The organism is Mycobacterium sp. SA01 (genome assembly GCF_041287105.1).
Classification (GTDB): Bacteria; Actinomycetota; Actinomycetes; order Mycobacteriales; family Mycobacteriaceae; genus Mycobacterium.
Genome location: NZ_JBGGNO010000005.1, coordinates 1 through 22,072 on the forward strand (window position 1 = coordinate 1; position 22,072 = coordinate 22,072).

The 22,072-nt window shown below is 66.5% G+C and carries 20 protein-coding genes and 1 pseudogene; 11 read left to right on the plus strand and 10 right to left on the minus strand.

Features of this window, described 5'->3' with window-relative positions; all coding sequences use genetic code 11:
- Positions 1–75: 75 nt before the first annotated feature.
- The 6 genes and pseudogenes from AB4879_RS00270 to AB4879_RS00295 form a co-directional block, all read right to left on the minus strand.
- Positions 76–309 (minus strand): annotated as a pseudogene (locus AB4879_RS00270) (transglycosylase family protein); the annotation flags it as partial.
- 862 nt (positions 310–1,171) lie between these two features.
- Positions 1,172–1,750, minus strand: a complete 579-nt coding sequence (mobA, locus tag AB4879_RS00275) for a molybdenum cofactor guanylyltransferase (protein ID WP_370505939.1) — start codon at positions 1,748–1,750, stop codon at positions 1,172–1,174.
- A gap of 8 nt (positions 1,751–1,758) precedes the next feature.
- Positions 1,759–2,835, minus strand: a complete 1,077-nt coding sequence (locus tag AB4879_RS00280) for a 2-oxoacid:ferredoxin oxidoreductase subunit beta (protein WP_102805676.1) — start codon at positions 2,833–2,835, stop codon at positions 1,759–1,761.
- Entirely contained in the window at positions 2,832–4,778 is a 1,947-nt protein-coding gene (locus AB4879_RS00285) for a 2-oxoacid:acceptor oxidoreductase subunit alpha (RefSeq protein WP_102805677.1), read from the minus strand. The genes AB4879_RS00280 and AB4879_RS00285 overlap by 4 nt, the downstream gene beginning before the upstream one ends.
- Positions 4,779–5,058: 280 nt before the next feature.
- Complete coding sequence (locus AB4879_RS00290) at positions 5,059–5,874, minus strand: PfkB family carbohydrate kinase (RefSeq protein WP_370505966.1); 816 nt, start codon at positions 5,872–5,874, stop codon at positions 5,059–5,061.
- Positions 5,875–6,008: 134 nt separating this feature from the next.
- Complete coding sequence (locus tag AB4879_RS00295; protein WP_102805678.1) at positions 6,009–7,013, minus strand: LacI family DNA-binding transcriptional regulator; 1,005 nt, start codon at positions 7,011–7,013, stop codon at positions 6,009–6,011.
- Between the two features lie 80 nt (positions 7,014–7,093).
- Here AB4879_RS00295 and AB4879_RS00300 point away from each other — a divergent pair, with 80 nt between their 5' ends.
- The 5 genes from AB4879_RS00300 to AB4879_RS00320 all read left to right on the plus strand — a co-directional run bounded on the left by AB4879_RS00300 (position 7,094) and on the right by AB4879_RS00320 (position 11,711).
- Positions 7,094–8,254, plus strand: coding sequence for a phytanoyl-CoA dioxygenase family protein (locus AB4879_RS00300; protein ID WP_370505940.1), 1,161 nt, complete (start codon positions 7,094–7,096; stop codon positions 8,252–8,254).
- Positions 8,251–9,255: a Gfo/Idh/MocA family oxidoreductase gene (locus AB4879_RS00305; RefSeq protein WP_370505941.1), complete on the plus strand. Its 1,005-nt coding sequence runs from the start codon at positions 8,251–8,253 to the stop codon at positions 9,253–9,255. Before AB4879_RS00300 ends, AB4879_RS00305 begins: the two co-directional genes overlap by 4 nt.
- The gene (locus AB4879_RS00310) at positions 9,252–10,124 is read left to right on the plus strand and encodes a sugar phosphate isomerase/epimerase family protein (RefSeq protein ID WP_370505942.1); all 873 of its coding nucleotides are present in this window, start codon (positions 9,252–9,254) and stop codon (positions 10,122–10,124) included. The genes AB4879_RS00305 and AB4879_RS00310 overlap by 4 nt, the downstream gene beginning before the upstream one ends.
- 61 nt (positions 10,125–10,185) lie before the next feature.
- Entirely contained in the window at positions 10,186–11,163 is a 978-nt protein-coding gene (locus AB4879_RS00315; RefSeq protein ID WP_370505943.1) for a Gfo/Idh/MocA family protein, read from the plus strand.
- A gap of 41 nt (positions 11,164–11,204) precedes the next feature.
- On the plus strand, positions 11,205–11,711 hold the full coding sequence (locus tag AB4879_RS00320; protein ID WP_370505944.1) for a nitroreductase family deazaflavin-dependent oxidoreductase: 507 nt from the start codon (positions 11,205–11,207) through the stop codon (positions 11,709–11,711).
- A 1-nt stretch (position 11,712) separates the two neighbouring features.
- Here the strand turns inward: AB4879_RS00320 and AB4879_RS00325 are convergent, their stop codons facing one another.
- Genes AB4879_RS00325 through AB4879_RS00335 form a run of 3 tightly spaced genes read right to left on the minus strand, consistent with a single transcriptional unit; the run spans position 11,713 to position 14,595 of the window.
- Positions 11,713–12,516 carry an ATP-binding cassette domain-containing protein gene (locus AB4879_RS00325; RefSeq protein WP_370505967.1) on the minus strand — a complete coding sequence of 268 codons (804 nt, stop codon included), beginning with the start codon at positions 12,514–12,516 and terminating at the stop codon, positions 11,713–11,715.
- 17 nt (positions 12,517–12,533) lie between these two features.
- Complete coding sequence (locus AB4879_RS00330) at positions 12,534–13,592, minus strand: ABC transporter permease (protein ID WP_370505945.1); 1,059 nt, start codon at positions 13,590–13,592, stop codon at positions 12,534–12,536.
- Positions 13,593–13,608: 16 nt separating this feature from the next.
- Positions 13,609–14,595: a substrate-binding domain-containing protein gene (locus AB4879_RS00335; RefSeq protein ID WP_370505946.1), complete on the minus strand. Its 987-nt coding sequence runs from the start codon at positions 14,593–14,595 to the stop codon at positions 13,609–13,611.
- 132 nt (positions 14,596–14,727) lie between these two features.
- Here AB4879_RS00335 and AB4879_RS00340 point away from each other — a divergent pair, with 132 nt between their 5' ends.
- Positions 14,728–15,501, plus strand: a complete 774-nt coding sequence (locus AB4879_RS00340) for a TIM barrel protein (RefSeq protein WP_370505947.1) — start codon at positions 14,728–14,730, stop codon at positions 15,499–15,501.
- 77 nt (positions 15,502–15,578) lie between these two features.
- On the opposite strand, the gene AB4879_RS00345 is transcribed toward AB4879_RS00340, so the two are convergent.
- Positions 15,579–16,361: a GntR family transcriptional regulator gene (locus AB4879_RS00345; RefSeq protein WP_370505948.1), complete on the minus strand. Its 783-nt coding sequence runs from the start codon at positions 16,359–16,361 to the stop codon at positions 15,579–15,581.
- A gap of 103 nt (positions 16,362–16,464) precedes the next feature.
- On the opposite strand from AB4879_RS00345, the gene iolC reads away from it, so the two are divergent.
- From iolC to AB4879_RS00370, 5 genes are read left to right on the plus strand one after another with little or no spacing between them, the layout of a single operon-like run.
- A complete protein-coding gene (gene iolC, locus AB4879_RS00350) occupies positions 16,465–17,436 on the plus strand; it encodes a 5-dehydro-2-deoxygluconokinase (RefSeq protein ID WP_370505949.1) in 972 nt (323 codons plus the stop codon).
- Positions 17,429–18,307 (plus strand): aldolase, encoded by an 879-nt coding sequence (locus tag AB4879_RS00355; RefSeq protein ID WP_370505950.1) that lies wholly within the window; start codon positions 17,429–17,431, stop codon positions 18,305–18,307. Before iolC ends, AB4879_RS00355 begins: the two co-directional genes overlap by 8 nt.
- Positions 18,308–18,313: 6 nt before the next feature.
- Positions 18,314–19,189 carry a 5-deoxy-glucuronate isomerase gene (gene iolB / locus AB4879_RS00360; protein WP_370505951.1) on the plus strand — a complete coding sequence of 292 codons (876 nt, stop codon included), beginning with the start codon at positions 18,314–18,316 and terminating at the stop codon, positions 19,187–19,189.
- A gap of 2 nt (positions 19,190–19,191) precedes the next feature.
- Positions 19,192–21,141: a 3D-(3,5/4)-trihydroxycyclohexane-1,2-dione acylhydrolase (decyclizing) gene (gene iolD, locus AB4879_RS00365; RefSeq protein WP_370505952.1), complete on the plus strand. Its 1,950-nt coding sequence runs from the start codon at positions 19,192–19,194 to the stop codon at positions 21,139–21,141.
- A gap of 12 nt (positions 21,142–21,153) precedes the next feature.
- Entirely contained in the window at positions 21,154–22,056 is a 903-nt protein-coding gene (locus AB4879_RS00370) for a sugar phosphate isomerase/epimerase family protein (protein WP_370505953.1), read from the plus strand.
- Positions 22,057–22,072: the final 16 nt, after the last annotated feature.

Below are 22,072 nucleotides of genomic sequence, written 5' to 3' on the forward strand. Positions count from 1 at the left end.
TTTGATAAGGAAGTGGCCCGAGAAATACGGGGGGCGCCGGGGCATCGACCCGGTGCCACCCTTATGAGCGCTGTATCAGCCGCGACGGCCGCACACCGGCCAGGCGCCTCGGCCCTGGCTGCGCAGCACGTTTTCGGCCACGCGAATCTGCTCGTCGCGCGAGGCCAGGTGCGGCGAGCCCGAACCGCCGTTGGCACGCCAGGTTCCCAGGGTGAACTGCAGCCCGCCGTAGTAGCCGTTACCGGTGTTGATCGCCCAGTTACCGCCGGACTCGCACGCTGCGACCGCGTCCCAGTTCATGCCGTCCGCCGAGGCGGTGGCGGTCCCGAGGACCATCAGAGCAAGGACGGTAGCGCCACCGATGGCGGCGATGCCGAAGGACCGTGCGAGCGTTTTGCGGACGTTGTTCAACAGTTTTCCTTTCGCCATACGCGCGCCAGACCTCCGTCGTCGGACGGATGCGGTCCCGTGGGACAGCGGGGTTTCGGGTCGCGCCGTCTCGGTCGGGCACGACAGCGGCGGCCGGCATCACCGTGGAATCACTTCTCCGGTGATCCACAGAAGGTCGTTGCGACCTCCCCGGCCCCGCTCACACGCAGGGTTCAAATGTGTGGAGTCATATCTGCAGTTGTTTGCTCCCTTGCGGGACCGGGTAGGACGCTACAAAGCGGGAGAAATGAAGTCACATCAACGACACGCTTATCTCGGTTAGATCACGAGATGGTTACGAGCGAAAGCTATGCGTTGTCTGTGCAGGTCAGCACGCAGTTTCACAGCCAGCTATTTTGTTGACACGCCCGTAAATAACGTGACGTTTATCACGTACAAATTGTGGCCCCGCACACACGTTATTGATAACGCAAGGCACTGACCTTTGCGATTTCGCGCGTTCCCAGGAATCAAACCGCGCCCCACCTGCCCCAACAGCACCGGCACCGAGCCATTCGTTAGCTGGCGGCCGTGTTCACGGCGACGGCGGCATGACGTGATTCCGCACCGCCCCGGCCTCAATCCGCAGCGGACGGACGGGACGGCTCCCGACACCCGTCGACCGCCCGAATTGTGTTGTCCCTCAGGACGTCCTGCAGGACCGGCAGGGCAGCCGGTCCGCAATATGACAATCGGCACCGATCACATTGTCCGTCGATTCCGAATTCGCTCCGGACGCCGATTATCCGGCGATTTGCTGGGCCAGATCGGCCGGTGAATTGACGTTCGCCAGCGCGCGACTGGCCGGCATCACGATCCGCTGAGTGACGACAGATTCGGCAAGCGCTCGCATACTCCGCTCTCCCGCGGCGACCAAGGCGTCGATGTGGTCGGCGAGACCAGTGTTGTAGATACCGGCCAGGTAGTGGTCGCGGCCGTCCCATGGCAGCACGATGTCTACACCCCGGTGTTGGGCGAGCTCGTCGATGATCTCGGTGGACAGGAACGGCATATCGACGGCGCTGACGAAGGCGCGCTCCACCCCGGCCTCCGCCGCCGCCCGCAGCCCGCGCCCGGTGGCCAGCAGCGGCCCGACTCCCCGAACCTCGTCACGCAATATCTGCCCGTCGAGGGCGGGTAGCGCCTGACCGGGGGCGGCGATCACGAACACCGGCGCACAGCGGGAGCTCAGCATGGCGACGGTGTACTCCACCATCGTGGCGCCGCCGTCGGGGTGAGGCAGCGTGGCCTTGTCCCGGCCCATGCGCCGCGACGCCCCACCAGCCAGTACTACAGCGGCCAGCGGGGCGGGCGTGCTCACGGTTGGATCTAGTCCACAGTCCAGGTATCGCGACCACGCAACAGCGACTGCAGCGCGTGCCGGTCGTGCGGGGTGGCCTCGCGGGCCATCCGAACCTGGTCACGGGCGGCGTCGTCATACGTCGGCCGGTTGACCTGGCGGAACACTCCCATCACGGTGTGCTCGAGGTTCTGGTCGCTGAGCCGCGACAACGCGAACGCGTAAGCCGAGTCCGCGGTGGTGGCGTCGTGCACCACGATGTCGCTGGCCGCCACGTCGGCGGTCTTGGCGACGTCCAGGCCGAAGCCGCTCTTGACCACGCAGTACTCACCGTTGGCGCCGAACACCACCGGCTCGCCCTGGCGGACGTTGATGATCCGCTCCTCGGCGCCTTCCTTGCGGAGCAGGTCGAACGAGCCGTCGTTGAAGATCGGGCAGTCCTGCATGATCTCGACCAGCGCGGCGCCACGATGCTGGGCCGCCGCCTTCAGGACCTCCGACAGTCCCTTGCGGTCGGAGTCCAGCGCCCGGCCGACGAACGTCGCCTCAGCGCCCAGAGCCAGCGACACGGGGTTGAACGGATGATCCAGCGAGCCCATCGGGGTGGATTTGGTGACCTTGCCGACCTCGGAGGTCGGCGAGTACTGGCCCTTGGTCAGACCGTAGATCCGGTTGTTGAACAGCAGGATCGTGATGTTGACGTTGCGGCGCAGCGCGTGGATCAGGTGGTTGCCACCGATCGAGAGGGCGTCGCCGTCGCCGGTGACAACCCACACGGACAGGTCCGGGCGGGCCAGCGCCAGCCCGGTGGCGATGGTCGGGGCACGACCGTGGATCGAGTGGAAGCCGTAGGTCTCCAGGTAGTACGGGAAGCGGCTCGAGCAGCCGATGCCGCTGATGAACGCGATATTCTCCCGGCGCAGACCGAGGTCCGGCAGGAAGTTGCGGATCGTGTTCAGGATGACGTAGTCACCGCAACCGGGGCACCAGCGGACCTCCTGGTCACTGGTGAAGTCCTTGGCCTTCTGCGGCTCGTCGGTGGTCGGCACCCACGCCGTCTTCGACACGCTCGGTGCCAGCAGGTCCGAGCCGATCAGGTCAGTCATGCGTTCACTCCTGCGCCAACATCTGTGCCGGTACCCACGGTAGCTGCCGCAAGCCGGGCGAATTTCGCTTTGTCGCTTTCCTTTTCAGCCAACGTCCCGTCGAGTGCGGCATCGATGATGCCTTCCAGCTCGTCGGCCAGGAACGCCATGCCTTCCACCTTGGTCACCGACTGCACATCGACCAGGTACGTGCCGCGCAGCAGCAGCGCCAGCTGGCCGAGGTTCATCTCGGGGACCACCACGTACTTGTACTGACGCAGCACCTCGCCGAGGTTGGCCGGCAGCGGGTTGAGGTGCCGCAGGTGAGCCTGCGCAACCTTGATGCCGCGGCGGCGGGCCCGGCGACAGGCTTCACCGATCGGGCCGAACGAGCTTCCCCAGCCGAGGATGAGCAGCTCCGCGTCGCCGGTCGGGTCGTCGACCGTGACGTCGGGCACCGTGATGCCGGCGATCTTGGCCTGCCGCAACCGGACCATCAGGTCGTGGTTGGCCGGCTCGTACGAGATGGCGCCGGAACCGTTGGCCGACTCCAGGCCGCCGATGCGGTGCTCCAGGCCGGGCGTGCCCGGAACCGCGAACTGGCGGGCCAGCGTCTCGGGGTCGCGGGCGTACGGCTGGAAGTCCTCGCCGGCTTTGGCGAGGTTGGTCTCGATCGGCTCGAACGAGTCGATGTCCGGGATCCGCCACGGCTCCGAGCCGTTGGCGATCGCGCCGTCGGACAGCAGGATCACCGGCGTCCGGTAGGTCAGCGCGATGCGCGCGGCCTCGATGGCCACCTCGAAGCAGTCCGACGGCGTGCTGGCGGCCAATACGGCAACCGGCGACTCGCCGTTGCGACCGAACATCACCTGCAGCAGATCGGCCTGCTCGGTCTTGGTGGGCAGGCCGGTCGACGGTCCGCCACGCTGCACATCGATCACCAGCAGCGGCAGCTCGGCCATCATGGCCAACCCGATGGCCTCGGACTTCAGCGAGATGCCGGGGCCCGAGGTGCTCGTCACGCCCAGCGCGCCGCCGTAGGAGGCGCCGATCGCGGCGCCGACGCCGGCGATCTCGTCCTCGGCCTGGAAGGTCAGGATGTTGAAGTTCTTGTGCTTGGACAGCTCGTGGAGGATGTCCGACGCCGGCGTGATCGGGTAGGTGCCGAGCACCACCTGGATGTCGGCGAGCTGGCCGGCGGCGATCACGCCGTAGGCCAGGGCCGTGTTGCCGGAGATCTGCCGGTATTCGCCCGGGGCGAGCTTGGCCGGGGAGATCTCGTAGGTGGTGCCGAACGCCTCAGTGGTCTCGCCGTAGTTCCAGCCGGCCTTCAGCGCCAGCACGTTCGCTTCGGCGATATCGGGCTTGCGGGCGAACTTCTCCCGGATGAACGTCTCGCTGGTCTCGATCGGCCGGCCGTACATCCACGACAGCAGCCCGAGCGCGAACATGTTCTTGGCGCGCTGGCCGTCTTTCTTGGACGCGCCGATCGCCTCGACGGATCCGAGGGTCAGGGTGGTCATCGCGACGGCCTGCACCACGTAGTCGTCGAGTTCGCCGCTCTCCAGCGGGTTGTTCTCGTAGCCGACCTTCGCCAGGTTGCGCTTGGTGAATTCGTCGGAGTTGGCGATCACCAGACCACCGCGCGGCAGATCGCCGATGTTGGCTTTCAGCGCGGCGGGGTTCATCGCGACCAGCACGTCGGGACGGTCACCGGCAGTGAGGATGTCGTAGTCGGCGATCTGGATCTGGAACGACGAGACGCCGGGCAGCGTGCCCTGTGGCGCGCGGATCTCGGCGGGGTAATTCGGTTGAGTCGCAAGGTCGTTGCCGAAGAGCGCGGCTTCGGAGGTGAACCGGTCACCGGTGAGCTGCATTCCGTCTCCGGAGTCACCGGCGAACCGGATGACGACCTTTTCCAGCTTCTGCCGGTTGCCCGCAGCCCCGTTGCCGTTCGGACCCACGTCCCCGCCTTTCGTCCTGTCCGCCGGGTGTAAATACCGCGTCGCTATCGGGTGGACGCGCCGACGGAATCGACAGCCCAGGAGTTGCTGTCACTCGCAGTACCGATTATTGCACTTTCTTAGGCATGGCTGACCGCGCCCCGATCGTGACACGCCGTGCGGCCTGCATCGAAGACACAGCTCACGGACACGATCGACGGCGGAGTGAGACAAAAGTGTGTCGTTCGTCACTTCCTGAGAACGTCGTTCTCTAAGAGAAGTCGCTACTCGCCGGTAGCTCTCAGTTGCGGCGCGCCCCGAGGCGTTTCTCGAGTTCGCCGGCGACGAGTTCACTCGCTGCCGCGGCCGCGGCGCGCGGGTCGGCCCCGGCTGCCCGATTTGCCACGTAACAGGTGGTGAACATGTCACCGGCGCCGGTGGTCTGCACACCGTCGACCCGCCACGCGGCCGGCACCCGAACCTTCGTGTCCCCGGTATAGATGTCGCAGCCCTCGGATCCGTAGGTCACCAGGATTTCGGGGACCCCGAGGCGGGCGGCGGTGGATTCGTCGAAGGGGCCGTCGGCGACGATGACGGCCTCGTCCTCGGCCAGCTTCAGGATGCTCAGGTGATCCAGCAGCTCGGGCGGGTAGTGACGGTCCACCACCAGTGGCCCGAGCTGGTCGGCACGGACCAGACCCTGGCCGTCGTAGGCGACCCGGTGGCCGCGCTGGGCCAGCAGCGCCAGTGTCTCGGCGGGAAAGTCGGTCCGCAGCAGCGGGGCGAGATGCACCCACGTGGTGTCGGGGTCCGCCGACTCCACCTCGGCGGCACTCCACACCGGGCCGATCGCGTCGACCGACATCCGGCGGTGATCGACGTCCTCATAGTCCAGCCGGAACGCGCTTGTGCATTCGGCGGGCAGGATCCGGATCAGCGATCCGAACCTCTCGAGCAGCGGCTCGTACAGCGAGTGGTCCTCGTCGGCGGCCAGCGCGACGATCCCGCCCGGCCCGCCTGCTGCTGCCATGGCGACACCGGAGAACGACGCGCACCCGCCGGGTGTCTTCGGGCCGCCGTTGATCACGTCGACGGCCAGATTGCCCAGCACGGTCACACCGGCGGCGAGCTCAGCGCGGTGTCGTGACACGGGTCGGTCTCCTTGGGTGCTTCGTGAGTTGGGCGCCATTCATCGTCGCCGTCGGCGCGGAATGCTAGTCGCGATTTCTTCGAATCGACGACTCGCCGAGTTCAGGCGGGCAGGTTGTACGGGGTGATCACCTGGATCGGGACGGGCCGCGCGGGCTCGGCGGGCAACGCGCGGTGCTGCTGCAGGATCAGCCGCATCGCGAGCCGGGCGTCGGCACGCAGGTCGTTGTGCAGCACCGCCGAGATGCGGCCCTCCCGCAGCAGCCGGCGGTTGTCGGCGTCGAGGTCATGAGCGATAAAAACTCGGCACGCGCGTCCTAATTGGTCGAACGCCGCGACCGTCGCCGTGTTTCCGCCGCCGACGGAGTAGACGGCCGCGACGTCAGGGTTGCGCTCGAGTGCGTCGACCACCAGGCGTTCGATGGTGGCGTCGATACCGTCGCTGTCCCCGACCTCGACGATGCCGCGGCCGGACCTGCGCAGCGCCGTCCGGAAGCCCACTTCACGCTCGGCCTCACCGCGGAACACTGTGCGGCTCAACGTGATCAGTACGTCCGCCGGCGTGTCACCCAGCCACTGGTCCACCAGATAGGCCGCGGTGGTTCCGGCTCCGTGGTTGTCGATGCCGACGTACGCGCAGCGCGCACTGGCCGGGATGTCGGTTGTGTAGGTCACCACCGGGACGCCGGCGGCGACCAGACTGTCGACGGCCTCGGCGACCTCCGGTTCATCCTGCGCCTTGAGCACGATTCCGTGGCTGCCCTTGATCCGGGCGAGCGTGTCCACCATCTGGTCTGTCGACCCGGATTCCCAGAGGTGAAACCGCGCGCGCAGCATCGCGGGCGCGAATGCGGGCAGTTCGGCTTCGACCGCGGCGCGGAAGGCGTCGGAGAACCGCTGCGGGGTCTGCATCACCACGTCGAGCAGGAAGCGACGTCCGTTGAGCCGCAATTGAGATCGTTGTTTCTCCAGATCCTCGATGGCCTGCAGCACCTCGGCGCGGGTGGCCGCCCGGACACCCGGCCGGTCGTTGAGCACCCGGTCGACGGTGGCTTCGGACAGTCCGGACTGCTGGGCGATCTCACGGACCTTGAAACGGTGCGCCATGTTCGCACCCTATCGAGCTGATGGGTTTTTGATGGATTTCTGGTGTTGATTGCGGCCTGAGTCACAGCAAGACTTTCGGCATGGCCGATGTGCGTGCGCGGGTTCAACCTTGGTTGACGGCACAGGCTTATGAACTCGACGAGTTGATAAGCCTGACCGAGCGCGAGACCGATCTCGAGGCGTACCCGCATGCCGCCGAGGTTCGGCAGAACGTCCTCATCTACTCCGCCGCCGAGATGACCCGCGCCGACCGACGGGCTCTACAGGGCGAACTCATCACCGCGCTGGCCGAGGGTCCCGGCGTCGTCGTATTCACCGGCGCCTTCTCGGCCGCGGTCGTCGACGCCGCCAGCGCGGCGTTCGCGGCACTGATCGCCGATCAGCGGCGCACCGGCGGTGCGGCCGGGGACCACTTCGGTGTCGCGGGTGCCAACGACCGGGTGTGGAACGCCGCCCAGAAGCTGGCTTTGCACTCCCCCGCGGCGTACGCCGACTACTACGCCAACGACCTGCTGGCCCTGGTCTGCCAGGCCTGGCTCGGGCCGCGATATCAGCTCACCTCTCAGGTCAACGTCGTCAATCCCGGTGGCGCCGCGCAGGTTCCGCACCGCGACTACCATCTCGGATTCGTCGCGCCCGGCCAGCTGACCGAGTACCCGTCGCACGTGCATCGGTTGTCGCCGACGCTGACACTGCAGGGAGCGGTCGCCCACACCGCCATGCCAGTGGAGAGCGGGCCGACCATGCTGCTGCCGTATTCGCAGCTGTTCGAGGGCGGTTACGTGGCCTTCAATTCACCGGAGTTCAGCGACTACTTCGCCACGCATCATGTGCAGATCCCGCTGAGCAAGGGTGATGCGGTGTTCTTCAATCCGGCGCTCTATCACGGTGCGGGCGCCAACACCTCGGCCGCGGTCCGTCGGATGGCGAACCTGTTGCAGATCTCGTCGCCGTTCGGCCGGGCGATGGAAGCCCTGGACCGCCCCGCGATGGTGCGTTCGGTGTACCCGGCGCTGCGCGCCATGAAGGCCGCGGGCCGACCGGCGGCGGAGCTGCTCAACGCCGTGGTGGCCACCGCGGAGGGTTACCCCTTCCCCACCAACTTGGACCGCGACCAGCCGATCGGAAGTCTGGCGCCGCCAAGCCAAGTCGACGTCGTGCTCGCCGCGCTGGCCGACGATCTGTCCCCCGAAGCCCTCGACGTCGCGCTGTGCGACCAGAACGAACGGAGAATCCCATGACCACCCTCGGCGTGATCGGCCTCGGCCGGATCGGGGCCTTCCACACCGACACACTGAGCCAACTCGACGGGGTCGACGGTCTCGTCGTCACCGATGAGCGTCCCGACGTCGTCGCTCAGGTAGCGACGAAGTACGGTGTGCGGTCGGTTGATTCGGTCGACGCGCTGCTGTCGTCGGGTATCGACGGGGTCGTGGTGGCAGCCGCCACCCCGGCGCACGCCGAACTGACGCTGGCCGCCGTCGAGCGCGGGTTGCCGACGTTCTGCGAGAAGCCGGTGGCCTCCACCGCAGCCGAAAGCGCCAGGGTCGCCGAGGCCATCATGCGGGCCGGCGTTCCGGTGCAGATCGGCTATCAGCGCCGATTCGACGCCGCGTTCGCAGCCGCCAAGGCCGCGGTGGACCGTGGCGCGCTGGGCACGCTGCACACCGTCCGCAGCACCACGATGGACCCGGCTCCCCCGCCGATGGAGTACATCGCCGGGTCGGGTGGCATCTTCCGCGATTGCGCGGTCCACGATTTCGACACTGTCCGCTGGATCACCGGCCAGGAAGCCGTCGAGGTGTATGCCACCGGCACCGCGCAGGGTGATCCGCTGTTCGTTGAATACGGTGACGTCGATACGGCAGCAGTGGTGGTCCGGTTCGACGGTGGCGCGCTCGGCGTCATCTCCAACGCACGCTACAACGGCCGCGGTTACGACTGCCGGCTGGAGGTGCACGGGTTCAACGACACCGTGGTAGCCGGCTGGGACCAGGGTGTACCGGTACGGAATGCCGATCCCCACAACGACTTTCCGACCGGGCAGCCGCACCATTTCTTCATGGACCGCTTCACCGAGGCGTTCCGCACCGAACTGAGCGGCTTCGTCGACGTCGTCAAGGGTGCCCCGGTGCGCGGTGCCACCGTGGCCGACGCCGTGGAGGTCGCCTGGATCGCCGAAGCCGCCACCGAATCGCTGCGCCGCGGCGCACCGGTCCGCATCGAGGAGGTACGTCAGTGAAAATTGCCGGAGCCCCCATCTCCTGGGGTGTATGCGAAGTGCCCGGCTGGGGTCATCAACTCGGACCCGAGCGGGTGCTGTCCGAGATGCAACAAGCCGGCCTGTCGGCCACCGAGCTCGGCCCGGAGGGGTTCCTGCCCGCCGACCCCGCCGAGCTGACCGCGCTGCTGGGCCGCCACGGCCTGAGCTGTGTCGGCAGCTTCGCACCGGTGGTGCTGCACGACGCCGGCCACGACCCGGTTCCCGATATCGCCGGGGTGCTGGAATCCATTGTGGCGTCCGGAGCTTCGATGTTGGTGCTGGCCGCCGCGACCGGCACCGACGGGTATGACTCCCGGCCCGATCTGGACGACGAACAGTGGTCGACGCTGCTCGCCAACCTCGACCGGCTGGTGACAACCGCCGCCGGGAGTGGTGTCACGGCGGTGCTGCACCCGCACGTCGGCACGATGGTCGAGAAGGGCGATGAGGTGGCCCGGGTGCTGGCCGGGTCGTCGATCCCACTGTGCCTGGACACCGGGCACCTGTTGATCGGTGGCACCGATCCGTTGCAGCTGGCCCGCGCGGTGCCGGAGCGCATTGCGCACGCTCACCTCAAGGACGTCGACGCGGCCTTGGCCGCCCGGGTGCAGTCCGGCGAACTGACCTATACCGATGCGGTCTCCCAGGGCATGTACACCCCGCTGGGCACCGGTGACGTGGACATCGCGGGCATCGTTGCAGCGTTGCGGAACAACGGCTTCGACGGCTGGTTCGTCCTCGAGCAGGACACCATCCTGGACGGCGAGCCGGCCGGCGAGGGTCCGTTACGGGACGTACTGACCAGCGTCGCCTATCTGCAGCAGGTCGCGGGCGGCGTGCCGGCGTGAGCGACGCTTGCGGAGCGAACCATCAGCGGGCATGCAATGCCCGAGCCTGCGAGGGGACTGCATGAGCCTGCGCATCGGCGTGCTCGGCGCATCCCGGATCGCCGAGAACGCGATCGTCGGGCCGGCCCGGGATCTCGGTCACCGGCTCGTGGTGGTGGCTGCCCGAGATCCGCAGCGCGCCCGCCGGTTCGCCGACACGTACGGGGTTGAGCGCATCGCAGACAGCTACGCCGACGTGGTCGGGGACGCGGAAGTCGATGTGGTCTACAACCCGTTGGCCAACAGCCTGCACGCCCCGTGGAATCTGGCGGCGATCAAGGCGGGCAAGCCGGTGCTGACCGAGAAACCGTTCGCGCGCAACCACATCGAGGCACAGCAGGTCGCCGACGCCGCCACAGCTGCCGGGGTGAGCATGCTGGAGGGGTTCCACTACCTGTTCCATCCGGTGACCCAGCGGATGTTCGAACTGGCAACCGACGGTGAGCTCGGCGAGATCCGGCACGTGGAGGTCCGGATGGCGATGCCGGCCCCCGCGCCTGATGACCCGCGCTGGTCGCTGGATCTGGCCGGCGGGGCACTGATGGACCTCGGCTGCTACGGCCTGCACATCATGCGCCAGCTCGGCGCCCGCGGTCTGGGCCGTCCGGCGGTCACCGCCGCCCACGCCTCCCAGCGCAGCCCCGGCGTCGACGAGTGGTGCGACGTCGAGCTGCGGTTCCCGTCCGGCGCCACCGGCTGCAGTGCCAACACCATGACCGCCGAGGCGTTTTCGTTCACCGTCAAGCTGGTCGGCTCCAAGGGCGATGCACTGGCCCACGACTTCATCAAGCCGCACACCGACGATCGGATCACCATCCGCACGCCGGGCGGAACGCGGGTGGAGCACCTGGGCACCCGCGCGTCCTACACCTACCAACTCGACGCGTTCGCCGCCCACCTCCTGGACCATGTACCGCTGCCGATCGGCGTCGACGATGCCGTGCAGAACATGCATTATGTCGATGCCGCCTACCGGGCGGCGGGCATGTCACCGCGCTGAACGGGTCCTCCGCCGGGCCGCCATCGGGCACGATGGCAGGTATGCCGCAACGCTTTCCTGACGGTCACTGGGGCCGGGAAGACATCTCGCCTCTGTTCAAGCCTGCGCTCGCGTTCGCCTCGACGGCGGTGGGCTCGCGTGTCATCAGAGCACTCGTGCCCCTTGACCGTCGCGTGCTGCGGGCGACCAAGGGTAAATACACCTTGTTCGGCCCGACCTCGATGCCCGAACTGCTGTTGACCACGACGGGCCGCAAGTCCGGCCAGCCGCGGTTGTCGGCGTTGAGTTACCTCCGCGAGGGCGAGCGCCTGCTGGTGCTCGGCAGCAATTTCGGCCAGCAGCATCACCCGGCCTGGAGCCTGAACTTGCTGGCCAACCCGGAGGCCGTCGTCGCCATCAACGGGATCGAGATCCCGGTGACGGCCACCTTGGTGACCGGGCCCGAGCGGGACGCCGGTTTGGCACGCTTCCTGGCCTATCCGATGTACCAGGCCTACCGCACCCGGACCGACCGGGAGCTGCGACTGTTCGCGCTGACGCCGCGGTAGGTCAGCGGCCCAGCTCGTGGGACAGCGCCTCGAGCTCGTCGCCACCGGCCATCTGCTGGGTCAGGTGTTCCAGGGTGATCTCGTCGTAGCTGCAGTCGAGCTTCTGACGGCCCCGGTTCAGCAGCACGAAATGGTCGCCGACCATGTGCGCGTGGTGCGGGTTGTGGGTGATGAACACGACGCCGAAGCCGGCCTCTTTGGCGGCGGTGATGTATTTGAGCACCACCCCGGATTGCTTGACGCCGAGCGCGGCCGTCGGCTCGTCGAGAATCAGCACCCGCGCCCCGAAGAACACCGCCCTGGCGATCGCTACACACTGGCGCTGCCCGCCGGACAGCGAACCGATCGGCACATCGACGTCGGGCAGCTCGATACCCATCTTCGCCAATTCGGTCAGCGTGGTGCCCCGCATCGCGTTGGCGTCCAGCGCCCACGGGAAGCTCTTCTTACGAATTTCCTGACCCAGGAAGAAGTTTCGCCACACCGGCATCAGCGGAACGACGGCGAGGTTCTGGTACACCGTCGCGATGCCCTTGCCCAGCGCGTCGGCGGGCGAGCTGAACTTCGTCGGTTCGCCGTCGACCAGCAGTTCACCGTCGGTGGGCTGATGCAATCCGGCGATGATCTTGATGAGTGTCGACTTGCCCGCACCGTTGTCGCCGAGAATGCCGGTCACCTCACCGGCATGCACCCGTAGCGAGATGCCTTTGAGCGCGGTGATGTTGCCGTAGGTCTTGCCGACGTTCTTCAGCTCGACGAGTGGCACGTTGCCGCCGGACGGGGCTTCTTCGGTGGGTCGATCCATGGTCGCAGTCACTTCTCTCACCTCTTGGCGGCGTAATTACGGAAAGCGTTGTTGGCGATCACCGCGAACAGCAGCATGGCGCCGAGAAAGAATTTGAACCAGTCGGGGTTCCAGCCCGCGTAGACGATGCCCTGATTCGTCATGCCGAAGATGAATGCACCGATGGCGGCCCCGACGGCGGTGCCGTAGCCGCCGGTCAGCAGGCAGCCACCGATCACCGCAGCGATGATGTAGAAGAACTCGTTGCCGATGCCCTGCCCGGACTGCACCGTGTTGAACGCGAACAGCAGGTGCATGCCGACGAACCAGGCGCAGAAGCCGACGAACATGAACATCCCGATCTTGACCTTGGTCACCGGAACACCCACCGCGCGAGCGCTTTCGGCGTCACCACCGACAGCGAAGATCCAGTTGCCGATCTTGGTCTTGAACAACACCCAGGTGGCCACCGCGGTGAACAGCAGCCACCACACCACCGTGATGCGGATGCTCACACCGAACAGGGTGAACGACGAGGCGAACACCTTCTGCGCCGAGTCCCAGCCCTGCATGTCGTTCACGCTCTGCGTGGCAACTTGTCCGGCAAGGAGTTTGGTGACGGCGAGGTTGATGCCGGCCAGCATGAAGAAGGTGCTCAGGGTGATCAGGAACGACGGGATCTTGGTCTTCATCACCAGGAAGCCGTTCAAGAACCCGACGCCCAGCGCCAGGATCAACGCGAGACCGGCACCCGCCCACAGATTGAGGTGCAGGTTGTAGGACAGCATCGATGCCGCCAGCGAGCTGAACGTCACCGCCACGCCCGTCGACAGGTCGAACTCACCGCCGATCATCAGCACCGCGACGCCGCAGGCCATGATCCCGATGGTCGAGCTGGCGTAGAGGACCGTGGCAAGTGACGAGGCCTGCCGGAACGGGTCGGCCACGATGAGGAAGAAGATGAAGATCCCGACTGCGCCGATGCCCGCCCCCATCTCGGGCCGAATCAGCAGGCGCTGCAGCCGATTCCGTTCCTTGACCCGTTCGTCGTGAACGACTTTGTGGTCGCCGACCTCGAGATCTGCTTGCGTACTCATGTCTGTCCCCAGGTCGCTATCGGGTTCCGGCCTTGGCCAATTCGGCCACGGCGTCGATGTTGGACTTGTCAATGAAGGACGGCCCGGTCAGGGTCGGCTGGTTGCCGCCGATGATGTTCTTGTTACTGAGGTAGAGCCACAGCGAGTCGACAGCCAAGTAGCCCTGAAGGAATGGCTGCTGATCGACGGCCCACTGCACGTCCCCCTTCTGGATCGCGTCGACGAGCGCCGCGTTGGTGTCGAAGGTGGCAACCTTGGCGTTGCTGTTTGCGTTCTTGACCGACTGGACGGCGGTCAGCGCGAACGGCGCCCCGAGAGTCAGAACCGCGTCGACGCCCGGATCCTGCTGGAGCTTCGCGGTGATCGTCGATTCCACCGACGGCATGTCCTTGCCGTTGACGTTGAGGATCTCCGTTGCGGGGAAGGTCTTCTTCACACCTGCGCAGCGCGCTTCGAGATCCACGTGACCCTGTTCCTGGATGACGCACACCACCTTCTTGGCGCCTTCGGACTGCAGCCGCTTGCCCGCCTCTTGGCCGGCGATGTAGCCGTCCTGGCCGAAGTACTCCTTGACGCCCATCGCCTGCCAGGCGTCAAGGCCGGCGTTGAACGCAACCACGGGGATGCCTTTGGATTCGGCGCTCTGCACGGCGGCCTTCATCGCGTCCGGCTTGGCCAGCGTCACGGCGATACCCTTGACACCACTGTCGATCGCGCTCTGGACCAGGTTGGCCTGATTGGGCGCCTCGGGATCGCTGGAGTAGCGCAGCTCGAGGTTGTCTTTCTTGGCAGCGGTCTCGGCACCCTTGCGGACAAGATCCCAGAAGGAATCACCGGGCGCCTCGTGGGTGATCATCGCGATGGTCATCCGTGGCGTGTCGACGGTGCCGCCGCCCGAACCGCTGCCGTTGTCCCGCGGTTTGCCGCCGGTGGCGGAGCAGGCAGCCAGCCCGATCACGAGCGCGCTCACCCCTGCCACGGCCGCTAGCCGATTGAACTTCATGCCGACTCCTTGTCTCCATCGCGGTCTTCGTCGCCCACGACACGCCCTTGCCTCGATGTAATACGGCTCACAGCAGAAAGTCAATACTTTGTTAGGACATTCGGACTGCAGGTCAAATGTTAGGGTGCCGGGGTGAGCGACTTTGACCTGGCGGTATGCGCTGAGATGGTGTTTCGCGACCTGCCGCTTCTCGAGCGGGTGCGACGCATCCACGGGCTGGGCTTCGCGGTGGAGATCTGGAGCTGGCACGACAAGGACCTCACGGCACTCGCCGCAACCGGCGCACGGTTCTCATCGATGACCGGCTACCTGCACGGCGACCTGATCGACCCAGCGCGCGCCGACGAGGTGGTGCAGACCGCACAGCTGAGCATCAAAGCCGCTGAGACGCTGGGCGTGCCGCGGTTGAACCTGCACACCGCAGAACTCGTCGGCGGTCAGGCCGTCCGGCCACGGCAGCGGGCCTCCGGGCAGATGTGGCTGACCGCGCAGCGCACGCTGGAGCGGATCGGCGAACTCGGCGCCGCCGCGGGCGTGACGTTCTGCGTGGAGAACCTGAACACGATCGTCGATCACCCCGGCGTCCCCCTGGCCCGCGCCAAGGACACGCTCGCGCTCGTCGAGGGGGTCGACCACCCGAACGTCAAGATGATGCTCGACCTCTACCACGCCCAGATCGGCGAGGGGAATCTCGTGGAACTGGTGCGCCGGTGCGGCTCGGCGATCGGCGAGATCCAGGTGGCTGACGTACCGGGCCGATGCGAGCCGGGCACCGGCGAGATCCACTACCCCGCGATCGCAACGGCGTTGCGCGACATGGGTTATCGCGGCACGATCGGCCTGGAGGCATGGGCAGCCGGTGACAGTGACGAGGCGCTGGCGGCCTTCCGCGCCGCCTTCTCCTGACGCCGAACAGACAGAAACTCCCCCGATACGCCGAACGTTCGGGGGAGTTTCTGTCTGTTCGCGCAAGAACTAGAACATCAGCGGTCGACGAGCGTGGTGTCGAAGTAGTACCGGGCGGCGCGATAGCAATGTGTACCGAATTCGACGGCGCGGCCGGAATCGTCGAATGCCGTGCGGTCCATGGTCAGCAGCGGCGCGCCCGGCTTCTCGTCGAGCAGTCGTGCTTCACTTCGGCTGGCCGCCCTCGCGCCGATGCGCTGGCTGGCCAGCCGAATATGGACGCCGCGGCCCCGCAGTGACTGATACAGCCCGCTGTGTTCCAGTTCCTCGGCATCCGGGGCGATCTCGACCGGAAGGTAATTGGTCATCAGGGCCAGCGGCTCACCGTTGGCGCAGCGGAGTCGTTTGATGCAGGCGACCTCGCGACCCTCGGCAAGACTCAGTTCACGCGCGACGTCCTCGCTCGGCGGACCGACGTGGTACTCCAGCAGTTGGGTGGTGGGGTCCTGTCCCGCCCGGGACAGGTCGTCGAACAGGCTCGTCAGTTCGACGCGGCGGTGGACCGGATTCTGGACGACCTGGGTTCCGACACCGCGCTTGCGCACCAGAAGACCCTTGTCGACAAGTTCCTGAATGGCTCGCCGCGTGGTCGGCCGCGACAGCGTCAACCTCTTGGCCAATGCGAGTTCATTTTCGAAACGGTCGCCCGGCGCGAGTTCGCCACTACGGATTGCCGCCTCGATTGCCTGGGAGAGCTGGTAGTACAGGGGAACGGGGCTTGACCTGTCCAGTTCAACCGCCAACGGCACATCGACTCCGATCTCGAACTCGAAAACCCAACAGTAGCTGCACTCTAACATCTATTGAGCAAAAGATAGAATGTCAGGACAAAGTATTGACATAGCGCTGTGACGCGGGGCACGCTCGTACACAAGTCCCCACCGAGCCCTGAAGAGAGCTGACGTGACTACTGACGCACCGTTCGACGTACTCGCCATCGGGCGCAGTGGCGTCGACATCTATCCGCTGCAGATCGGCGTCGGGCTCGAACGCGTGGAATCCTTCGGCAAGTTCCTCGGCGGCAGCTCAGCCAACGTCTCGGTGGCCGCCGCGCGACTGGGCAACCGCACCGCGCTGATCTCCGGAGTCGGCGCAGATCCGTTCGGCCGGTTCGTCCGTGACGAATTGAGCCGCCTCGGCGTGGACAACCGCTACGTCACCATCGACCCGCAATACCCGACTCCGGTGACCTTCTGCGAGATCTTCCCGCCGGACGACTTCCCGCTGTACTTCTACCGCAAGCCGTCGGCGCCCGATCTGCAGATCACCGCCGCCGACATCGACCTCGACACCGTACGCAACGCCCGGCTGTACTGGTCGACCGTCACCGGTCTCTCCGAAGAGCCCAGCCGCGGTGCGCATTTCGCGGCGTGGGAGGCGCGCGCACGCAGACCATTGACAGTTCTGGACCTCGACTATCGGCCAATGTTCTGGGACTCCCCCGCCGCCGCCACCGCGCAGGTTCAGCGTGCACTGGCCCACGTGACAGTCGCTGTCGGCAACCGCGAAGAGTGTGAGATCGCCGTCGGGGAAACCAACCCACACAAGGCCGCCGACGCACTGCTCGACCTCGGCGTCCAGCTGGCGATCGTCAAGCAGGGCCCGCGCGGAGTGCTGGGCAAGACCCGCAGCGCCTCGGTGACGGTGCCGCCGGTGGACATCGACGTCGTCAACGGCCTCGGCGCGGGCGACAGCTTCGGCGGCAGCCTGTGCCACGGCCTGCTGCATGGCTGGCCGCTGGAGAAGACGCTGCGCTACGCCAACGCCGCCGGCGCTATCGTCGCGTCGCGGCTGGAATGCTCGACGGCGATGCCAACCGCTGACGAGGTGGCCGAACTCGCCGACCAGACGGCGGTGGGGGCCGTCAATGTCTAGCGTCTGCAAGGACTACGCGGACATCACCGATCTGCGCGCTACCGACCCGGCCGCGATCGCGCGGGCGTGGCAGAAGCGCACCACCCGGCCCGTCCTGCGCGGCAACGGACGGCTGATGATCGTCGCCGCCGACCATCCGGCCCGCGGCGCCCTGGCCGTCGGCGCACGGCCCACCGCGATGAACAGCCGCACCGACCTGCTCGACCGGCTGCGCTGCGCCCTCGCCGATCCCGGCGTCGACGGGGTGCTGGCCACCTCCGACATCCTCGATGACCTGCTGCTGCTCGGCGCACTCGAGGACAAGGTGGTCTTCTCCTCGATGAATCGCGGCGGCCTGGCCGGCGCCTGTTTCGAGCTCGACGACCGGATGACGGCCGCGACCGCCGCATCGACAGCCGCGGCGAGGATGAACGGCGGAAAGATGTTGTGCCGCATCGACCTCGCCGATCCGGGCACAGTCACCACCCTGGCCGCATGCGCGCAGGCCGTCGACGAGCTGGCCGCCCACGGCTTGATTGCGATGCTCGAACCGTTCTTGTCCAGCCGGGTCGACGGCAAGGTGCGCAACGACCTGAGCCCCGATGCGGTGATCAAGTCCATCCATATCAGCCAGGGGCTGGGATCGACGTCGGCCTACACCTGGATGAAGCTGCCGGTCGTCGACGACATGGAGCGAGTGATGGACTCCACGACCTTGCCGACTCTCCTGCTGGGCGGCGACCCCGCCGATCCCGACGAGGCGTTCGCCAGTTGGGAGAAGGCATTGTCGCTGCCGTCGGTGCGGGGTCTGATCGTCGGCCGCACCCTGCTGTATCCGACGGATGACGACGTGAGTTCCGCGGTCGCGACAGCCGTGGCGATGGTGAGGTGACAACGGATGAACAGCAAGTACTACATTCCCGCCCGCAGCGCCGAGTTGCCATTCACCGTCGACGTGACGCCCGAGTCCGCGGGATGGGCGGAGTCCTCGCTGCAGGTGGTGGAACTGGATGACAGCCAAACCATCGAGCTGACCACCGGCGGTACCGAGGTGATGATCCTGCCGCTATCGGGGGGCGGCAGGATCGACTGTGCCGGAGACACATTCGAGCTGTCACGGCGCGAATCGGTTTTCGACGGGCCTGCCGACATGGTTTACCTCGGCATCGACCAGACGTTCACGCTGACCGGTGAAGGCCGCTTCGCGATCTGTGGGGCGCGCGCCACCCGGTCCTTCCCGAACCGCCGGGTCGCGGCAGCCGACGTGGCCGTCGAGTTACGCGGGGCCGGCAACTGCAGCCGCCAGGTGCACAACTTCGGCACCGCAACCACATTCGAGGCCGACTCGCTGATCGCCTGCGAGGTCATCACCCCCGGCGGCAATTGGTCGAGCTATCCCGCGCACAAGCATGAGGAGAACAGCGACGTCGAGACGCAGCTCGAGGAGATCTACTACTTCGAGATCGCCGACAGCCCGGCAGGAACCCCCGGCTTCGGCTATCACCGTGTCTACGGCACCCCGCAGCGCCCTATCGAGGTGCTCGAAGAGGTCCGCTCGGGCGACGTGGTGCTGGTACCGCACGGCTACCACGGTCCGTCGATCGCCGCGCCCGGCCACCACATGTACTACCTCAACGTGATGGCCGGCTCCGGACCGAACCGGGCCTGGCTGATCTGTGACGACCCGAACCACACCTGGCTGCGCGGCAGCTGGGAACACCAGCAGGTCGATCCCCGGCTGCCGATGGGCAGCCCGTCCGGGCAAGGAGTCTGATCGTGGTATCGACCGCGCCGAAGTCGACCGAGAAGCTGGCCGACTCCGAAGGCACCGTGCGACTCACCGTGGCACAGGCCACCATTCGGTTCCTCGCCAACCAGTACGTCGAGCGTGACGGGGTACGCCGGAAGTTCTTCGCCGGATGCCTGGGCATCTTCGGCCATGGCAACGTGGCCGGCCTGGGTCAGGCGCTGCTGCAGGACGAAGTCGAATCGCTGGCGGCCGGTCGCCCGCCGGGTCTCAAGTACGTGCTGGGCCGCAACGAGCAGGCCATGGTGCACACCGCCGTCGCGTACGCCCGGCAGAAGGACCGCCTGGAGGCCTGGGCTGTCACCGCGAGCGTCGGACCCGGATCCACCAACATGCTCACCGGTGCGGCGTTGGCGACCATCAACCGGCTGCCGGTGCTGCTGCTGCCTGCCGACACCTTCGCCACCCGGGTCAGTTCACCCGTGCTGCAGGAGCTCGAGCTGCCGTCCTCTGGTGACGTCACGGTCAACGATGCGTTCAAGCCGTTGTCACGCTACTTCGATCGGGTGTGGCGACCCGAGCAGCTGCCCGCCGCACTTCTCGGTGCCATGCGCGTGCTCACCGACCCGGTCGAAACCGGAGCGGCCACCGTATCGATCCCCCAGGATGTGCAAGCGCAAGCCCACGACTGGCCGGAATCGCTGTTCGCCGAACGCACGTGGCACATCGCCCGTCCGCAGCCGGAACGTGCGGTGATCACCCGCGCCGCCGAGATCATCGCCGCCGCGACCAAGCCGCTGATCATCGCCGGTGGCGGCGTGCACTACTCGGAAGCCGAAGACGCCCTGGCCGCGTTCTGTGAACAGACCGGCATCCCGGTCTCCGAAAGCCAGGCCGGCAAGGGGTCACTGCGTTTCGACCATCCGCAGTCGGTCGGGGCCGTCGGCTCGACGGGAACCACGGCGGCCAACGCGCTGGCCGCCGACGCCGACGTGATCATCGGGATCGGAACCCGCTACAGCGATTTCACCTCGGCATCGCGCACCGCGTTCAACAATCCGGATGTCCGGTTCGTCAACATCAATGTCGCCTCGCTGGATTCGGTGAAACAGGGCGGCGTCAGCGTGGTGTCGGATGCCCGGGAAGCCATCGACGCGTTGGGTCCCGCATTGACGGGATACACCGTCACCGACGAATACCGTTCCCGGGTCACCGAACTGGCCGCCGAGTGGGACGACACCGTGTCGTCGGCGTACGGCTGCGAGGATGGTGCGCCGCTCAACCAGAATCAGGTCATCGGCCTGGTCAACACACTCTCAGATCCCCGTGACGTGGTGGTGTGCGCGGCCGGGTCGATGCCCGGGGACCTGCACAAGCTGTGGCGCGCCCGCGACCGCAAGGGCTATCACGTCGAATACGGCTACTCGTGCATGGGCTATGAGATCGCCGGCGGTATCGGCGTTCGGATGGCCGACGACGACCGCGACGTGTTCGTCATGGTCGGCGACGGCTCCTACCTGATGATGGCCACTGAGCTGGTGACCGCCGTCCAGGAGGGCATCAAGATCATCCCGGTCCTGGTGCAGAACCACGGATTCGCCTCCATCGGTGGGCTTTCCGAATCACTGGGTTCGCAACGATTCGGTACCGCCTATCGGTACCGGACGGACGACGGCCGGCTCGACGGCGACACGCTGCCGGTCGATCTCGCCGCCAATGCCGCCAGCCTGGGCGCCGACGTCATCAAGGTGGGCACGGCCGCGGAGTTCACCGACGCGGTCAAGACGGCCAAGGCAGCGGAGCTCGTCACCGTCATTCATGTGGAGACCGATCCCCTGATCTACGCACCCGACAGCCAGAGCTGGTGGGACGTACCGGTCAGCCAGGAGTCAACGTTGGCCTCCACTCAACAGGCCTACCAGAGGTATGCGGACTGGAAGAAAGTTCAACGCCCTCTTATCAACCCGTCCGATCGCTAAGAGGCACGCACCGTGAGCACTATCCTCGTCGGTTCCGCTCCCGACTCCTGGGGTGTGTGGTTCCCCGACGATCCGCAGCAGACCCCGTACTCCCGGTTCCTCGACGAGGTCGCTGCGTCGGGCTACCAGTGGATCGAACTGGGTCCGTTCGGCTACCTGCCCACTGACCCTCGGCAGCTCTCGGATGAGCTGGCGGCGCGCAACCTGAAGCTTTCGGCGGGGACGGTCTTCGAACACCTGCATCACGACGATTCGTGGTCCGCAGTCTGGAAGCAGATCGAGGACGTCGCGAAACTGACTGCCGCCGTTGGCGGTAAGCATGTCGTGGTGATCCCGGAGATGTGGCGCGACCCGTCGTCCGGCGCGGTGCTGGAAGACCGAACTCTGACACCCGAGCAGTGGCGCAAGAAGACGCAGGGCATGAACGAACTGGGCAAGGCGATGTTCGAGCAGTATGGGGTGCGCGCGCAGTACCACCCGCACGCCGACAGTCACGTCGACACCGAGGAGCACGTCTACCGCTTTCTCGACGGCACCGACGGCGCATTCGTGAACCTGTGCCTGGACACCGGTCACATCTCCTATTGCGGCGGCGACAACATCGCGATCATCCGCCGCGCACCCGAGCGCATCGGTTACCTGCATCTCAAGCAGGTCGATCCGGACGTGCGGGCCAAGGTCGAAGCCGAGGACCTACCGTTCGGCGAGGCCGTCAAGCTCGGCGCGATGATCGAGCCGCCCCACGGAATCCCGGACATGCCACCGCTTCTCGCCGAGATCGAGAAGCTCGGCATCGACGTGTTCGCGATCGTCGAGCAGGACATGTACCCGTGCGAGGTCGACGCTCCGCTGCCCATCGCCACGCGCACCCGCACCTACCTCGGGTCCTGCGGCGTCCCGTCCGTCCGGTTCTAGTTCAGGAGAGATTCAC

Bases quoted from the DNA above. Each gene is read 5' to 3' on its own strand.
- iolB (WP_370505951.1), top strand. From the start codon at position 18,314: ATGAACAGCAAGTACTACATTCCCGCCCGCAGCGCCGAGTTGCCATTC.
- AB4879_RS00280 (WP_102805676.1), bottom strand. From the start codon at position 2,835: ATGACTGACCTGATCGGCTCGGACCTGCTGGCACCGAGCGTGTCGAAG.
- AB4879_RS00295 (WP_102805678.1), bottom strand. From the start codon at position 7,013: ATGGCGCACCGTTTCAAGGTCCGTGAGATCGCCCAGCAGTCCGGACTG.
- AB4879_RS00345 (WP_370505948.1), bottom strand. From the start codon at position 16,361: ATGTTAGAGTGCAGCTACTGTTGGGTTTTCGAGTTCGAGATCGGAGTC.
- AB4879_RS00315 (WP_370505943.1), top strand. From the start codon at position 10,186: ATGAGCCTGCGCATCGGCGTGCTCGGCGCATCCCGGATCGCCGAGAAC.
- AB4879_RS00355 (WP_370505950.1), top strand. From the start codon at position 17,429: ATGTCTAGCGTCTGCAAGGACTACGCGGACATCACCGATCTGCGCGCT.
- AB4879_RS00305 (WP_370505941.1), top strand. From the start codon at position 8,251: ATGACCACCCTCGGCGTGATCGGCCTCGGCCGGATCGGGGCCTTCCAC.
- AB4879_RS00325 (WP_370505967.1), bottom strand. From the start codon at position 12,516: ATGGATCGACCCACCGAAGAAGCCCCGTCCGGCGGCAACGTGCCACTC.
- AB4879_RS00300 (WP_370505940.1), top strand. From the start codon at position 7,094: ATGGCCGATGTGCGTGCGCGGGTTCAACCTTGGTTGACGGCACAGGCT.
- AB4879_RS00335 (WP_370505946.1), bottom strand. From the start codon at position 14,595: ATGAAGTTCAATCGGCTAGCGGCCGTGGCAGGGGTGAGCGCGCTCGTG.
- AB4879_RS00330 (WP_370505945.1), bottom strand. From the start codon at position 13,592: ATGAGTACGCAAGCAGATCTCGAGGTCGGCGACCACAAAGTCGTTCAC.
- AB4879_RS00320 (WP_370505944.1), top strand. From the start codon at position 11,205: ATGCCGCAACGCTTTCCTGACGGTCACTGGGGCCGGGAAGACATCTCG.